Origin of the sequence: Pseudoleptotrichia goodfellowii (assembly GCF_007990505.1) — a bacterium.
Classification (GTDB): domain Bacteria; phylum Fusobacteriota; class Fusobacteriia; order Fusobacteriales; family Leptotrichiaceae; genus Pseudoleptotrichia; species Pseudoleptotrichia goodfellowii.
Window position 1 is genome coordinate 886212 of record NZ_AP019822.1, and the last position, 16340, is coordinate 902551.

17 protein-coding genes, 1 tRNA gene and 1 pseudogene are annotated in these 16340 nt (G+C 29.3%); 15 read left to right on the top strand and 4 right to left on the bottom strand.

From position 1 onward, the window contains the following. Window positions 1-16: 16 nt before the first annotated feature. The 3 genes from FVE72_RS04470 to FVE72_RS04480 are packed head-to-tail and all read left to right on the top strand — an operon-like array spanning window position 17 to window position 2687. Window positions 17-1339 carry a hemolysin family protein gene (locus FVE72_RS04470; RefSeq protein ID WP_026737410.1) on the top strand — a complete coding sequence of 441 codons (1323 nt, stop codon included), beginning with the start codon at window positions 17-19 and terminating at the stop codon, window positions 1337-1339. After that, window positions 1336-1845 (top strand): MgtC/SapB family protein, encoded by a 510-nt coding sequence (locus FVE72_RS04475; RefSeq protein WP_006807460.1) that lies wholly within the window; start codon window positions 1336-1338, stop codon window positions 1843-1845. The genes FVE72_RS04470 and FVE72_RS04475 overlap by 4 nt, the downstream gene beginning before the upstream one ends. 29 nt (window positions 1846-1874) lie before the next feature. Then, window positions 1875-2687 (top strand): hypothetical protein, encoded by an 813-nt coding sequence (locus tag FVE72_RS04480; protein ID WP_026737411.1) that lies wholly within the window; start codon window positions 1875-1877, stop codon window positions 2685-2687. Window positions 2688-2782: 95 nt separating this feature from the next. On the opposite strand, the gene FVE72_RS04485 is transcribed toward FVE72_RS04480, so the two are convergent. Then, window positions 2783-3673, bottom strand: a complete 891-nt coding sequence (locus FVE72_RS04485; protein WP_373920379.1) for a hypothetical protein — start codon at window positions 3671-3673, stop codon at window positions 2783-2785. A 239-nt stretch (window positions 3674-3912) separates the two neighbouring features. Here FVE72_RS04485 and FVE72_RS04490 point away from each other — a divergent pair, with 239 nt between their 5' ends. Further along, window positions 3913-4398: a CopY/TcrY family copper transport repressor gene (locus tag FVE72_RS04490; RefSeq protein ID WP_026737413.1), complete on the top strand. Its 486-nt coding sequence runs from the start codon at window positions 3913-3915 to the stop codon at window positions 4396-4398. 47 nt (window positions 4399-4445) lie between these two features. Next, window positions 4446-6665 carry a heavy metal translocating P-type ATPase gene (locus tag FVE72_RS04495; RefSeq protein ID WP_036056078.1) on the top strand — a complete coding sequence of 740 codons (2220 nt, stop codon included), beginning with the start codon at window positions 4446-4448 and terminating at the stop codon, window positions 6663-6665. A 124-nt stretch (window positions 6666-6789) separates the two neighbouring features. Here FVE72_RS04495 and FVE72_RS04500 read toward each other — a convergent pair whose 3' ends face one another. Continuing rightward, on the bottom strand, window positions 6790-7515 hold the full coding sequence (locus tag FVE72_RS04500) for a vWA domain-containing protein (protein ID WP_026737414.1): 726 nt from the start codon (window positions 7513-7515) through the stop codon (window positions 6790-6792). 176 nt (window positions 7516-7691) lie between these two features. Between FVE72_RS04500 and FVE72_RS04505 the strand changes: the two genes are divergently transcribed. Beyond that, a tRNA-Leu gene (locus FVE72_RS04505) sits at window positions 7692-7775 on the top strand. Window positions 7776-8192: 417 nt separating this feature from the next. On the opposite strand, the gene FVE72_RS11255 is transcribed toward FVE72_RS04505, so the two are convergent. Both FVE72_RS11255 and FVE72_RS11430 read right to left on the bottom strand, forming a co-directional pair. Beyond that, window positions 8193-8996, bottom strand: coding sequence for an IS91 family transposase (locus FVE72_RS11255; protein ID WP_232049479.1), 804 nt, complete (start codon window positions 8994-8996; stop codon window positions 8193-8195). 68 nt (window positions 8997-9064) lie between these two features. Continuing rightward, window positions 9065-9340, bottom strand: a pseudogene (locus FVE72_RS11430) (transposase zinc-binding domain-containing protein); the annotation flags it as partial. Between the two features lie 432 nt (window positions 9341-9772). Here FVE72_RS11430 and FVE72_RS04520 point away from each other — a divergent pair. From FVE72_RS04520 to FVE72_RS04550, 9 genes are all read left to right on the top strand, one after another. Then, window positions 9773-10225 carry a hypothetical protein gene (locus FVE72_RS04520; RefSeq protein ID WP_026737415.1) on the top strand — a complete coding sequence of 151 codons (453 nt, stop codon included), beginning with the start codon at window positions 9773-9775 and terminating at the stop codon, window positions 10223-10225. A 13-nt stretch (window positions 10226-10238) separates the two neighbouring features. After that, a complete protein-coding gene (locus FVE72_RS11555; protein WP_258454642.1) occupies window positions 10239-10370 on the top strand; it encodes a hypothetical protein in 132 nt (43 codons plus the stop codon). Next, on the top strand, window positions 10367-10858 hold the full coding sequence (locus tag FVE72_RS04525; protein ID WP_026737416.1) for a hypothetical protein: 492 nt from the start codon (window positions 10367-10369) through the stop codon (window positions 10856-10858). Before FVE72_RS11555 ends, FVE72_RS04525 begins: the two co-directional genes overlap by 4 nt. Continuing rightward, the gene (locus FVE72_RS04530) at window positions 10855-11334 is read left to right on the top strand and encodes a hypothetical protein (protein WP_026737417.1); all 480 of its coding nucleotides are present in this window, start codon (window positions 10855-10857) and stop codon (window positions 11332-11334) included. Before FVE72_RS04525 ends, FVE72_RS04530 begins: the two co-directional genes overlap by 4 nt. Window positions 11335-11351: 17 nt before the next feature. Beyond that, on the top strand, window positions 11352-11474 hold the full coding sequence (locus FVE72_RS11560; protein WP_258454643.1) for a hypothetical protein: 123 nt from the start codon (window positions 11352-11354) through the stop codon (window positions 11472-11474). Then, entirely contained in the window at window positions 11464-11949 is a 486-nt protein-coding gene (locus FVE72_RS04535) for a hypothetical protein (RefSeq protein WP_026737418.1), read from the top strand. The genes FVE72_RS11560 and FVE72_RS04535 overlap by 11 nt, the downstream gene beginning before the upstream one ends. A 27-nt stretch (window positions 11950-11976) precedes the next feature. Continuing rightward, a complete protein-coding gene (locus FVE72_RS04540; RefSeq protein ID WP_026737419.1) occupies window positions 11977-12873 on the top strand; it encodes a hypothetical protein in 897 nt (298 codons plus the stop codon). Between the two features lie 289 nt (window positions 12874-13162). Continuing rightward, on the top strand, window positions 13163-14500 hold the full coding sequence (locus FVE72_RS04545; protein ID WP_036056080.1) for an APC family permease: 1338 nt from the start codon (window positions 13163-13165) through the stop codon (window positions 14498-14500). Between the two features lie 270 nt (window positions 14501-14770). After that, a complete protein-coding gene (locus tag FVE72_RS04550) occupies window positions 14771-16321 on the top strand; it encodes an AbgT family transporter (protein ID WP_026737421.1) in 1551 nt (516 codons plus the stop codon). Window positions 16322-16340: the final 19 nt, after the last annotated feature.

A 16340-nucleotide genomic window follows, 5' to 3' on the forward strand; every position in this document is an offset into this window, starting at 1 on the left:
GGAGGAAAATTTTATCGTGGACACGACGACCGGAAGCAATATATTTTTACAATTTTTAATAATAATAGTTTTGACTGGAATAAATGCTTTTTTTTCCGGAGCTGAAATGGCAATAGTTTCGATTAATAAAAATAAACTGAAGATGTTAGTGGAAGAAGGGAATAAAAAGGCCATTCTTCTTGAAAATCTTTTGAAAGAACCGAGTAAATTTTTATCGACAATACAGGTCGGTATCACTCTTGCGGGATTTTTTGCATCGGCATCGGCAGCTACGGGATTGGCACAATATCTGTCATTATATATGAAAAAAGTGCATATTCCATACAGTAATCAGCTTTCGATGATACTTATAACTCTTGTATTGTCTTATATTACATTGGTTTTCGGAGAACTTATTCCTAAGAGAATAGCACTCAGATCATCGGAAAAAATGGCTCTTTCATCAGTGAATGTGATAGTTTTTGTTTCCAAAGTATTTTCTCCTTTTGTAAAAATTTTGACATTATCTACAAATTCTGTTTTAACGATTTTGAAAATGAAGGAAGACAATCTTGAAGAACAGGTATCCAAAGAAGAAATCAGATCCCTTGTGGAAGTGGGAAGAGAACACGGAATTATAAACGAATCGGAAAAAGAGATGATAGAAAATATAATCGAATTTGATGAAAAAATTGCAAGAGAAATAATGATACCGAGAACAAAAGTATTTTTAATAGATAAAGATATTTCTGTAAAGGAACTTTTTGAAAAGAAAGAAACAGGAAAATATTCAAGAATACCTGTCTATGAAAAGGAAGCTGATAATATAGTCGGCGTACTTCATATGAAAGACTTGATGATGGAAGCCTATAAACAGGGATTTGAAAATATAAAAATAGAGGATATTATTCAGGAGGCTTACTTTGTTCCGGAAACTAAAAATGTAAATGAACTTTTTAATGAACTTCAAATAGAAAAAAAACATATTGCCATACTTATTGATGAATATGGAGGATTTTCAGGAATAGTTACTCTGGAAGATTTGATAGAGGAAGTTATGGGAAATATATCCGACGAATTTGACGATGAAGATTATTCAATAAAAAAACTGGCTTTGAATAAATATCTGATAAGTGGAGAACTGTCTTTGAATGATATAAACGATTACTTCCATATAGAGTTGGAATCCAAGCATTACGATACTTTGAGCGGTTTACTTATAGAGCATTTAGGTTATATTCCCGAAGATGATCAGGAAATAGAGCCTATAGTGATTGATGATATTATATTTAAGCCCCAAAGAGTAAAGGATAAAAAAATAGAAAGGATATTGGTAACATTCAATAAAGAGAAAAAATGACATTAGAAGATATTATTATGAGAATTTTAGTGGCGGGGATAATAGGAGCTTTAATAGGAAATGAAAGAAAGAAAAGCGGAAAGCCTGCAGGGATAGCTACTCACTGTGTAGTGTGTCTGGGGGCTGCTTTACTTGCAATGATACAAAGTAAAATAGACGAAAATATATTAAAAGCCGTTGCGGTAAATCCTAAAATAATAGGTGCTTTTAAAGTCGATACTGCCAGAATACCTGCACAAATCGTTTCAGGAGTAGGATTTTTAGGTGGAGGAGTTATATTGCACTCGAAAAATACCATATCAGGAATAACTACTGCAGCAACTATATGGATAACTGCAGGATTGGGAATGGGAGCAGGATTCGGATATTTTGAAATAGTAATTCCTACAGCGATATTTCTGTTGGGAGCTTTATACGTCTTAAAGGGACATGGATTGTTTTCGGAAATTGAAGAAAATCATCATTCTGAGGATAAAACCAATAACAGTACAGACGATAAAAAGTAACTTTGGTAAAAATACAGGAAGGAGAATAAATGAGCATAAGAAGAAAAGCTTTATTAATAAATATTTTTATGATAATCGGGCTTTCGATTTTACTGGGTATAGTAATATTTATTATGTTTTTTGTATTGCAAAAAGAATACTCAATAATTGATTATTTATTATTTGCTGGAGTATTTTTAATAATAGACAGAATCATAACAAAAATACAGAAAAAAATGTGGTTTCGACTTTACAGTAAATATATGAATGTTTTAAACGAAGAACTTGATCCTGAAAAATTTATAAAACTTACTGAATCAGAATATAGCGAAAATAGAAACAGACGTTACAGAAATTATATGAGGATGAATTTTTGTGCTGGATATTCTTCTTTGGGAGAATTTGAAAAAGCCTATGAATATCTTTCGGAAATAGATTTTTCAAAAAGAAATGCTTTCAGAAAACAGGATATGATTATGTATTATTTTAATAAGGCTTTATTACTGGATAGTTTGGAAAGAGAAGAGGAAGCAAAAGAAGTATACGAAAAAAATCTTCTGAATGAAAAAAAGAAATTTACAAATAATAAAAAAATTAATGAAATAAATGCTCTTATCGACAGTTTGGAAGGATTTCTATTTTATAAAGATGATAATGAAAAAATGATAGAAATTCTTTCCAAAATATTAAGAGAAATTAAAGTGAAGAGATATGTTATAGCAATGAAACATGAACTTGCCGTGTGTAAAGAAAGGATAGGAGAAATTAAGGAAGCGAAGAGTCTGTACGAGGAAGTTGTGAGAGAAGGGAATAAGCTATATATAGTGAACGAGGCACGAAAAAAACTTGAAATTCTTTCATAACGCTCACTGACGTATTTTTTATGTTATATATGTTATAAAATTTGAATGTTGATAAATATTAAAGATTTTAAATGCGAGGAGGTCTATTAACCTCCTCATTTACTTATACTGTCATTTATGGCTTCCCAAACTTTGTTATTTTTATAAGGAACACTTTCCTGAACCCAGTACCACCAAAAATAACCGCCAATATAGTTTTTTACATATTTAGGCATGGTATAATAATGACGTGCCTTTTTAACTTTGCTCACAATTCCGGCACCCTTTTTTGTGCTTCCGCATTCTCCTATTCCCAATTTGGAATTGGGAAAAATAGCTTCCAAATCTTCAAATACTTTTTTCCATTCAGGCTGATAGCCGTTATTGTCGTCTTCGTAATAGCTGACGAGAACATAATCCAGATTGTTTTTCATATCTGACGGAATATATCTTTCAAGCCAATCATTCATAGGGATTTTTTGCTCTCCCGGAGCAAAGTAATAACTTGTAAGAGCTGTTTTGCCGTTGTTATTACGGATATATTTATAAGCAGAATAGACCTTTTCGGATATCAGTTTTGGATTATTTCCGAGCCAGTTTTCTCCGTTTACTTCATTTCCTATTTCCCAAATGTCGGTATATTCTGATAATGTTTCATATGAGTCTTTAAATCTTTTAAGATAACTTGAAACACTGTATTTTTTCATTTCATAAGAATCGACAGGAGTAGCCATAATATAAGCAACTTTATGTATTTTTGAAAAAAGTTCTTTATATTCTTGCGGAGAAATGTCTTTTGACATAACAATACGGACTGTAGGTTTTACAGACATTGCTTTAATTGCTTCGATTATCTGTTCTGTCTTGATTTTTCCTTGCCAGCTGTCATCTACGGTAATTCCGTAAATATAAGATGATAACGGAACTGTTTTTTGACCGTAAGATAATGAAAAGACAGAAATAAATAAAATAACTAAGATATAAAATTTTTTGATTTTTCCGATCAATGTACTTCCCTCCTTTAAAAAAGTTTGAATTTATTATATAATAGATTAATTAAATTTCAGTATAAATAAGAAAAAATTTTTTGTGAAGAAAAAATAAAATGCAAAAAATTATTGACAAAAAACGATTACTATTGTAAACTATTTATATAAATTACAAATGTAGTCGTTTTTTTATTGAAAGTAAAACTATGAAAACAAATAAGTATTAAGTTTATTTATGCAGAAGGAGTGAAAAGACAATGGAAGAAAACAATAATTGCCATATAACAGGAGCAGAATGGGAAATAATGAGAGTTGTCTGGGCAAATGAAGAAGTAACAAGTAAATTTGTTTCACAGATTTTAGGGGGAAAAATGCAGTGGAAACATACAACTGTAAAGACTTTATTAAATCGGCTTTTGGAAAAAAATGTGTTGAAAAAAAGGGAAAACGGTAATAAATATATTTACTATACAGAATACAATGAACATGAAATAGCCGGAAAATATGTTACCGAAACTTTTGACAGAATTTGTAAAACGAAACTCGGAGAAATGATAAAAGAGCTTATAGAAAAAAATCTTTTAAGTCGAAATGATTTGGAAAGTATTGAAAAAGTCGTAAAAGAAAAGAAAAAAAATGCTCCCGAAAAAATAAAATGTATGTGTATTGAAGGACAGTGCAACTGTTCTGAGCATACAAAAAATAAACATTATGAGGGAAATAACTGTTGTGAGGATAATTAGTTGAGTTATAAAAAGAACTGTAAAAAATAAAAAACAGGAGGAAAAACATGAAAGAAAGTATTTACAGTGTTACAGGTATGAGTTGTGCAGCTTGTGCAAAAACTGTAGAAAATGCACTTAATAAAAATGAAGATATAGAAGCTCATGTAAATATAGCTACTGAAAAAGTAAATATAAAATATAATGAAAAAAAATATGATTTTGAAAAAATAAAGAAAATAGTAGAAAGCTCAGGATACGGATTAATTGAAACATTAAGTGAAGATGAAAAAATACAGATATATGAAAATAAAATAAAAAGTCTAAGAAACAGACTTATTTTGTCAGTTATATTTATTATTCCTTTATTTTATATTTCTATGGGACATATGGTCGGAATTTCCTTACCGGATATTGTAAATCCTGAGAAAAATGCTTTAATTTATGCAGTAGTTCAGTTATTGGTAACATTACCCATAGTATATGCAGGAAGAGATTTTTTTATTCACGGATTTAAAAATCTTTTGAGAAAATCTCCGACTATGGACTCTCTTATTGCCATAGGCTCTTCGGCGGCAATACTTTACAGCCTGTATGCTACATATATGATAATAGCTGCAGATCCCGAATATCATATGAATCTTTATTATGAGTCTGCAGGAACTATTATAACATTGATTTTACTTGGGAAACTCCTTGAAGCAAGAACAAAAGGTCAGACTTCTTCAGCAATAAAAAAATTAATAGGATTACAGCCGAAAAAGGCCAAAATTATTGAAAACGGTCAGGAAAAAGAAGTGTTAATAGAAAATATAAAAACAGGAAATATAATTATTGTAAAACCCGGAGAGAAAATACCTGTGGACGGAAGAATAATAAAGGGGAGTACTTCTGTAGACGAGTCCGTGATTACGGGAGAGAGTATTCCTGTGACTAAAAACGAAGGGGATAAAGTCATAGGAGGAAGTATAAACAAAAACGGAAGTATAGAATTTGAGGCTACGGAAGTAGGTAAAGATACAGTTCTTTCTCAAATAATAAGACTTGTGGAAGAAGCACAAGGCTCAAAAGCTCCTATTTCAAGAATGGCAGATATTGTAGCAGGATATTTTGTTCCGGTGGTTATATTTATTGCAGTTGTAACAGGGTTAGTCTGGTATATAGGTGGAGCAGGATTGACAACAGCACTTACTTTCTTTATATCTGTTCTTGTAATAGCCTGTCCGTGTGCATTGGGACTTGCTACGCCTACATCAATAATGGTCGGAACGGGAAAAGGGGCTGAAAAAGGGATTCTTATTAAAAGCGGGGAAGCCCTTGAAACTGTATATAAGATAAAAACGGTAGTGTTGGATAAAACGGGGACGATAACAAAAGGAAAGCCTATGCTTACAGATTTGAAAGTATACGGAAACTATAATGAAAATGAGATTTTAAAATTGGCTGCAAGTGCTGAAAATAAGTCCGAACATCCGTTGGCTGAAGCTATAGTAAATAAATCCGAAGAAAAAAATATAGAATTTGAAAAATGTGGAAAATTCAGAGCAATGCCGGGATACGGTATAAGAGCCGAAATAGATGGAAAAGAAATACAAATAGGAAACAGAAAACTAATGGCTTCAAAAAAAATTGATATACATCAAGCAGAAAAAGATTATGAAATTTTATCAGGCGAAGGAAAAACTCCAATGTTTATTTCCGTAAATAACGAACTTGCAGGGTTGGCGGCAGTTGCCGATGTAATAAAAGATACAAGTAAAGAAGCAGTGGAAAGATTTCATAAATTGGGACTGGAAGTTATAATGCTTACAGGAGATAATGAAAAAACGGCGAAGCATATAGCTAAAGAAGTAGTTATAGATAAAGTAATTGCGGAAATTCTTCCTTTTCAGAAGTCCGAAGAAATTAAGAAAATCCAATCTCAAGGAAAATTTGTGGCAATGGTCGGAGACGGAATAAATGATTCGCCGGCATTGGCACAGGCAAATGTAGGAATTGCAATAGGAAGCGGTACGGATATAGCAATAGAGTCAGCAGATATAGTATTGATAAGAAGTGATTTGAAAGATGTAGCCGAAGCAATAGAATTAAGTAAAGCAACGATTACAAATATTAAAGAAAATCTGTTTTGGGCATTTTTCTATAACATAATAGGAATTCCTTTTGCAGCCGGTATTTTCTATGCGTTTTTCAATGGACCTAAACTTGATCCGATGATTGCGGCTTTTGCAATGTCTTTAAGCTCAGTATCTGTGCTGCTGAATGCTTTGAGACTGAAACTAAGATAGATTTAAAAAAGAGCAGTTTGAAACAGAATTTTTTCTATTTCTACGGCTCTTTTTAAATTTTCAGGAAAATAATACTTGAAACAATAGCAGTAAATTTTGAATCAAAACAGCTGATTTATTATTTCTATTTTCTATTATTGTAATCTTCTTCAATTTCTTTTTTCCAGGTATCTTTTAATTCATTTCCTGAACGGATTTCCATGATAGCTTCATTTAAAACTTTATAGTTATTCTGCGTTCCCTGACTGTCAGATTTGTAATTTGCAGCTTTTGAAGATTCTATTCCGAAACTTTCTGCAGTTCCTATGGCATCAATGTTGGCACCTAAAAACAGAAATTCCCATTTGTCTTTCTTTTTTTGAGTTTCAATTAAATTTTTTACTGCAGTGACCGAATATTCTTTACTTGCATTCTCCATTCCGTCGGTAATTATTATAAACAGTACTTTTTTTGATTTTTCTTTTCCTAGCTTATTCTGATCAGCTTTTACTTTGGCAACAGTTTTTCCTATTGCATCCAAGAGAGCTGTGCTGCCTCTTACATAATAATCTTTATCAGTTATCGGTTTTACTTTTGAAATAGAAATTCTGTCGTGTAATAGTTCGTACTGATCATCAAATAAAACAGTAGTTACATAAACTTCTCCTTTTTCTTCTTTTTTCTGTCTGTTAAGCATTGAATTATAGCCGCCGATAGTGTCGGATTCGAGTCCTCCCATTGAACCGCTTCTGTCCATTATAAATACAAGTTCCATACTCTCACCACCTTTCATTTTTTGAGTTGCAAAAATTTCTGTTGAAAAAGTCAGTATTCCTAATAGTATAAAAATTCCCGGTAAAATTCTTTTCATAATATACCTCCTATTCTATCTTAGTTTTTCGGGATTTTGATTAAGTTTTTTTGTATAATTCATTATATACTATAAAACTTAAAATAAAATGAAAAAATATAAATAATATTTTAAATAAAAAATTTTGAAATTATATTGAAAAAAAATTCTAAATATTGTAAAATAATAAAAATAATGCGAGTGTGGTGGAACGGTAGACACGCTATCTTGAGGGGGTAGTGGCAAAAGCTGTACGGGTTCAAATCCCGTCACTCGCACCACTTTAAAAATCTAATATAATACAAAAATTTGAAATTACAGAAAATAAATTTCGGAAAAGAATAAAAAAGCAGTGTCTATTGATACTCTTTTTTTGTCAATATAGTAATCAAAATTATAGTGCAGTTTTCGATTGTTGATTTTCGTTTGACTTTTTTCTGTTTTATGTTATAATATTTTTGTAAAACCCTAATGGGAACTTGTAGAATTGAATTAAAAACTTGCGAATGAAGGCTGGTATTTTCCAGTCTTTTTTATTCCTAAGGAAAGTAAATTTAAATTTAATGATTAAATAAATGATTAGAAATCAAATTCAATGATATGTTTTGCAAATTATATAAGAGGCGTAAGCCTCTTTATTATCTTTTTATCAAAAAAAATGTATGACAAAATATCCAACATAGTTGGATTAAAAAGATTTAATAATATCTTTTAGGTTTGGGATATAAATAATGATAAAATTCCCATACAATCATTCTAATGTTACATATAGGACAATAGAAAGGATTTATACCGAAAGTTTTAAATGTTTGTCTTTGATAAAAAGAAAATTTATTAGGGACAATATTCTTCTTAAAAGGAATAACAGCTCTTTTTAGCTTATTGGAAATATGTCTTGCATATAGTCCATATCTATTAACCATTTTAAAATTTTTAGGAGGTACATGGATTAAAATTTGGGAAATAAATTTTTGAATAGGCATAGTAATAAATGTTTTTTGTTTATCATTAGCTAAATCATTGTAAAAGAAAGTAACTTCATTGTCAGTAATATCAGTAATTTTATACTCAGCAATAGGAGAACGTGCAAGATATCGACCTAAGTATTTGATAATACCTTTGGTGTTATTGACATCACCGCTTCTGACATTAAAAAAGAATCTTGCATTTTGACTATATAGCTTATTGACAGTAATTTTAGCTAATCTTTTAATTTTTTGATTAGGATAGTTCCCCTTAGAAATAATATCAAGGACGTGATATTTCCATTGAGCTGCAATAGTATCAACATTAAAGTATTCAAGTTTTTTAAAATCAAAATTTTTATTAAATCCTCCGAGAGAAACGATAGCGTGAATATGAGGATTCCATTTTAAATCACGCCCGAAAGTATGAATAACAGAAATAAGACCATAATGAAGAATATCAGAATCAGTGAAGTAATATTTAGAAGATTTGGAAATTTTATTAATTCTTTTATTCTTTTTAGAAATATTCTGCATGCTTTAGGAATAGTAAAAAGAACATGTCTGTGAGGAATGTTTAGAATATGTTTATGAATATTATCAGTCCAAAGTTGCGAATATTTGTAACCGCAAGAAGGACAGAGTCTGGATTTACAGGAAAGAGGGAATTTGTAAGTAATAGGACAGTTAGGGCATTTGAAAGAAACAAAGCCTTTGGATAAATCTCTACAAGCAAGAAATTTAGAGATAGAAAATTTAATATATTGAAGGTGTTTAGGGTTAAGATAATTTTTCTTGCAAAAGTTTAAAGAATTTAGTACAATGTTTTTATTACTGAAGATAGTTTTCAGTTTATTTTGTATAAAGTGTTTACTAGTCATAAATACAGTATACAAAAAAATCAGCCGAATTTCAATTCGGCTTTTTTTAGTATAATTATTTTATCGGGTCGCAAGCCTGGAATTCAATTTTACAAGGAGGGAATATGAAATTATTGTTTTGGGTTATTGTATCGTTTTTATTGATACAATATTTCCTACTTTAGTTTTATTCCCTCAACCCTGCGGGGTAATTTTTAATTATATTATTTGAAAATTTTCAGAAAAAACAAAAAATACAGCTGAAAAGAATAAAAAATATTGATAAATTCTGAAAGAAGAGTAAAATTTAATATAATAATAAAAATTTTAAATTGTATAAAAATTGAAATAGATAAATTATTCAATGTTTTAAATTTATAGTAAGAAATAATAATGTTTTAGGAAGAGGAGAAAATATATGAAATAAATTATACTAATAATTAAGGAGATTTAATGAAAAAGTATGGGGAACAGATAAAATTGCTAATTATATTTCAAGTAATTAAAACAGTTTTAGCTTTTGTTTTAGATTACAGATATTTAAACTGGGTTACAATATTCGGTATTCTGATTTTTTATATAATCTCGGAAATTTTGAAAAATAAACGTATGGTGTACTGTTATTACTGTTTTTTGTTTTATGAATTTTCGGGATTATCAATGATTTATTTATTATCATACAAATATGAGTATACATGGGAAATTACTACAACAATTATCATTATGATATTTTCGGAATTAAGATTTAAAAAATTAATCAAATTTATGAAAAAAAGCAGCAAAGGAAAAAAAATAGAATTTTTTGCATTTTTATCGACAATTTTGATTTTAAAATTAATCATAACATCTATAGTATTTACTATAATACTTCTTTTACTGTTACATTTTCATTTAATCGGAAATTAAAGAGGAGAGGGTTATGAAGAAGTTGTTTCAGATATTGATAATTATACTTACAATATATGTGCTGTTAATAGGGTTTCTTAATAATTACAGTACAAAAAGAAAAATTTCCGAAGGGAAATTGGAATATCCGGGGAGGATTAAATGAATAAGTATTTAAAATCTATTATTTCGATGATTATTTGTCAAATGATAATTTATGTAAATATTCTTTTAAACGAGATAATTTTCCCCTCAGATACAGGAAAGAATTTTTACGAATGGGGATTATTATTGACGTATATATTTTTATATTTGATAATGAAAATAATTGCAGGGAAAAAATACGAGGTAGTATATTATTACTATGGAATACTTGTGTATCAGATTACAGGAGATTTATTTGTATCAATTTATAAAATTATCGATAGAGATACACATGTTCCGTGGATTTTCGGGATTTTGATTTTGTTGTTATTAGTAGAGATAGAATATAAGCCGACACGAAAAATATTGGTAAAAATGAAACCGACGGAATGGGAACTTATATTAATGATTGCTACAGGACAGTTTTTAAGAATTTTTTTGATTATATTCACATTTTACGGTATGCTGTTACAGAGATTTTCTATGGGAGGAGTAGAAATATTAAGATGATAAAGGAGTATGAAAATAAACTCAAAATTGATAAAAGTCTTATAACAATTTCTATTTTTTCACTATATAATCAATTTATGCTGATATCATTAGAAAGTTTTAAAGAATTTGGGATAGTGGAAATAATAATATTCGTATTATCGTATTTTATAATAATCTCTGTTTATAAACAAAAATCTTACATAACAGAAATAGTGAAATTTTATTACAGAGCATTATTTTACAAGCTAATAGGATATATTCAAATTTATTTTTACTCTTATAATTTTAAATATAAAAAAGAAGTATTTATTTTAATTATACTCGGAATAATTATGGAGTTAAAATACAGATTAATAATAAAATCGGATATGGAAGCGAAAAAGAATGAGACAGCAATATGGTTTGTTATGAGCCAACTTGCAATGATTGAGATAGTGGTTCTGGCAGGAATTGTAACAGCAGTTTATTTTTTGTTTTTCGGGAATTATCAATGACAGAAAAGGAGTATATTATGAAAGCATTAAGAAGAACAATTTTAATAATAGCAATATGTTCAACATTAATAACCGTTGCAAACTATATAAGAGTAAGAATATTTATAAAAACAGGAGAAATAGTGAAATATGAAAAATAGTGAAAAATATTTGAAAATTTTTGATATGTTAATTATTTTCCAAACAATTTCTATTTTAAATCAGTTTTTGAATGATATTTTGGTTATATATACTAAAGGAAAAAGGTATGATTATATAACGGAATTACTAATATTCATAGTATTTTATGCTGCCGTGGAGTTAATTAAAAATAAGGAAATGATTTATTATTATTTCGGAATATTGATGTTTTCATATTTGAATATATTTTTCTCATTTTTTACATTTTATAAGAAAGAAAACGGGTTTAAATTAGAAGTATTTATAGTTATGACAGTGTTGATTTTGATATATGAATTTAAATTTAAAGTGATAAGAAAGATTTTAGAGAGAATGAGTAAAGCAGATAAGCTAATATTAATCGGATATATGTTACTTTTACTGTGTTCGGGAGAAATAATAAATATTTTGTTCTGGCTGAAAATAAGCACTCAAATGTCAGTTATTATACATTAAAAATATAAAGTAAAAGGAAGATAAGAGATGGAAAAAATAATAAGAAAATCATGGTATGTAATATACTTACTACTTTTAGGGCGAAATATCCAGCTGCTTTCCAACGGATATTCAAATAAGTTGACAGGGGTGCTTTTATTAGCAAATGCATTATCCTGTATTATATTCTGTCTGTTTATAATATTGAAAACCAAGAGATATAATGTTTATGTGATAAACTTGATATTGGGATTTTCTTTATTTTATACAAAGTATTCGGGATACAGAGATTTAAATAAGAATTTTAACCGAATAGTTATCCTTATTTATATGTTATCTTTGATAATTCAGATTTTGATATTCCTGTTTTTTTATCATCGAAAAAAGAAAAATACTAAAATATCAGGATTAATAATACTTTCTGTTTTAATCGGAATGATATTTTTGGAATTTTTAAATAAATTTTATTGGGAATCGAAAAAAATATTTTACAGTACACATATAACAAAGATAAAAGATGAAGAAGAAATGGTTGAAATAATAAAAAGAATGCCTGCAGTTTCATCGGTATATTTAAGTGAAAATGAAGGAGAATCTGAAAAAAGTTACGGAGAAGTAAGCTATTATTTGAGTTATTTAAAAGAGTTTTCTGAAAAGTCTGATAAAATAATAGTTGTATCTTTAAAAACATCCATAGATAATGATTCTCTTAATTTGTTGACGGAAAAAATAATCGGATATTTGAAACTTGTCGGGGCTGAAAAAGAAAAAATTATGCTTTATATCGTTGATGACAGAGATAAAAAAGAGGAAGTAAGAGTATACAGAATAGAAAGTAGTCATTTTGAAATAAAATATGAAAGAGAGTATAGTGTTGTAGCTGGTTCGGTAATAGAAATAATTATTGCATCTGTAATAAAATTGATGAAAAGAACGATTCAATAAAAAAGGCTATAAATAAGTGAAAAAAGGTTGACAAATTAGAATAAAAAATATATTATTATTGAAAATAAAAGAAAGAAATTACTTTTCAATAAATTATAAAATATTTAAGAATAATAAATTTGATCAGTTTATCAGTAAAATTGTTTAAGGGGGTAGCGATAAAGTTAATATTGTTATTTCACTATTTTGGGGCGTATAGATTATTTAAAATAAGGCATACGTGACGACAATTTTGCCGTCATTTTTTTGTAAATTAATAATTTTGATAAGTATTTCAGAAAGGCAGAAAATGAAAATAATAGCAGATAATTCATTAAAAAAAGTATTGGGGCTACCTACAGCTACGTTTCTTGTAATTAACATGATAATCGGTTCGGGTATATTTTTTAAAGCTCAGGGAGTGTTGGAAGCCACTAAAGGAACGCCGGGATTTGCCTTGGCAGCATGGGTTTTTGCAGGGATAATAAATCTTTGCGGAGGGCTTACAGTAGCAGAGCTTTCAGGAGCTATCCCTGAAACCGGAGGAATGGTAATATGGCTGAAAAGAGTTTTCGGAAATAAAACGGGATATTTAGCAGGATGGACTTATGCTTTTGTATTCTGGCCCGCATATATTTCCGCTCAGGCAAATGTTATTGCACTGCAATTATGTAAATTGTTTCAGATAAATTTATCCCAACAAAAAATTATTGCATTGACATTTATAGTATTTTTATTTGTAATGAACTTTTTCGGTGCAAAAACAGGGGGAATAATAACAAATATATTTACAGTTGCTAAATTGATTCCGGTAATAGTGATAATAATTGCGGCATTTTTCTTTAAAGGAGGCTCTTTCAATAATTTGACACCTATTTTGCCTGTCGGAGAAAATCCGATGAGTAATTTTTCTATATTGGGTGCTGCGATCTTATCGTGTATGTTTGCTTATGACGGCTGGCAGCATGCGGGAACTGTCGCCGGAGAAATGAAAAATCCTGAAAAAGATCTTCCTCTTGCTATAACAATAGGAATTACGGGAGTATGTATTATTTACTTTATAATTAATCTGGCATATCTATATGTACTGCCTGCAGGTGTACTTATGAAAACGGCAACTCCTGCGGCAGATGTGGCTTTAACATTATTAGGGAGCGGAATAGGAACAAAACTGATAACAGTGGGAATTTTGATTTCAGTATTCGGAACATTGAACGGAGCAATACTGATTTCTACAAGAATACCTTATACAATGGCTATTGATAAAGAAATCCCTTACAGTGAAAAATTTGCAAAATTACATCCGAAGTTTAAGACTTCTTTTGCGAGTTTTCTCTTAATGTTTGTAATAGGAGTTATTATGACTTTGTCAGGCTCATTTAATACACTATCCGATATGGCAATGTTCAGTCTGTGGATTTTTAATGTTTTATCTTTTATAGCTGTAATTAAATTCCGTAAAGACAGACCTGATATAAAAAGACCGTATAAAGTTCCGTTATATCCTTTGGTACCTATAATTGCTATTTTAGGAGGAATTATAGTTTTATTAAGTGCTTTAATAACACAAACGTATTTGGCATTAATAGGACTGGTTTTAACAGGTTCAGGAATGATAGTCAACCGTTTTGTGAAAAAAGAAGAATAGTGAAAATTTTAAAAATAAAAAATTTGAAAAGAGCTTTTCATGGATTGGCTCTTTTTGTTTTTGATAAAAAAATATTACAACGATTCAAATTTTTTATTGATTTTTAAAATTATCTTTGCTATACTTTGAGTAATAGAAGTTACATACAAAAATTTAAGAAAAATAAAGTAATTGAAACACAAAAAAAATAAAGATTTAATAAGTTATATTAAATATGAATAATAAAATATATAGTGAATTTAATTTTAAAATAAAATATGGAGGTAAAAAATGGAAACGAATTTGAAAAAATCAAAGAAAAAGTATTCTTTATCTTTTTTTGACTGGATTGAAAAAATAGGGAATAAACTTCCGAATTCAGTATTTATTTTTATAAGTTTAGCAGTAGTTGTAATTATTGCTTCAGAGATCGTGCACAGAATGGGTATTACGGTATCTTATTTTGATGCCAAGAAAAGTGAAAATGTAGTTGTGAGTGCGGTTTCACTTATGAACCGAGAAGGATTTGTATACATGATTACTTCGATGGTTAAAAACTTTACGAGTTTTGCACCGTTAGGAGTAGCCCTTGTTGCAATGATTGGAGTGGGAGTTGCTGAATATTCAGGTTTAATCGATGCTTTTTTAAAAAAGATAGTATTATCCGTACCAAATAGATATATAACTGCAACAATAGTATTTGTGGGTATTATATCGAATATTGCTGCAGATTCTGGATATCTTGTAGTAATTCCGTTAGGAGGGATTATATTTTTAAGTTTAAAAAGACATCCCTTTGCAGGTATTGCAGCCGCATTTGCAGGAGTTTCTGCAGGATTTTCGGCAAATCTGCTTATAGGACCTATCGATGCTCAATTATCAGGAATTACAAATGAAGCACTTAAAATAGCAGGAATAGATAGAACAATTAGCCCTACTGCCAACTGGTTTTTCTTATCAATTTCAACAATTTTATTAACAATAATAGGAACAGTAGTTACAGAAAAAATTATTGAACCGAGATTGGGAAAATATGAAAAAGATACTCAAAATTTTGAATATTCTCAATTAACAGAACTGGAAAATAAAGGATTATTCTGGTCAGGAATAGTTGTGGTAATATTCGTGATAGCTTTAGGTTTCATGATTTTTCCTGAAAATGCAATATTAAAAACATTGGATCCTAAAACGTCAACTTATACATTAAATGCTTTTTTAAATAACGGAATTGTACCGATAATAATGATATTTTTTCTCATTCCGGGTATAATTTACGGAGTGATAACTAAGAGTATAAAAAATACTAAAGATATAGTCAAAGGAATGAATAAATCAATGGAAACTATGTCTGTTTTTCTTGTTATAGTATTTTTCGCTTCACAATTTATAAGTTATTTTAATCATTCAAAATTAGGATTTATAATATCTGTTAAGGGTGCAATTTTCTTAAGAAATATCGGATTTACAGGGCTCCCTTTAATAGTTACTTTTGTATTTTTATGTGCGTTTATAAATCTTTTCATGGCTTCTGCTTCTGCAAAATGGGCAATAATGGCACCTATATTTATTCCTATGATGTATAATCTCAATATATCTCCTGCAATGACTCAGCTTGCATACAGAATAGGAGATTCATCAACTAATATAATTATGCCTCTTATGAGCTATTTTCCGTTGATTGTTGCTTATATGAATAAATATGACGAAGATGCAGGAGTAGGAAATTTAATTTCTTTGATGCTGCCTTATTCACTGTTCTTTTTAATAGGATGGACTATTATGCTTGTTTTATGGTATCTTACAGGATTGCCGATAGGTCCGGATGCTTTTTTACATGTATAATTAAGTTAAGTAATAGAAT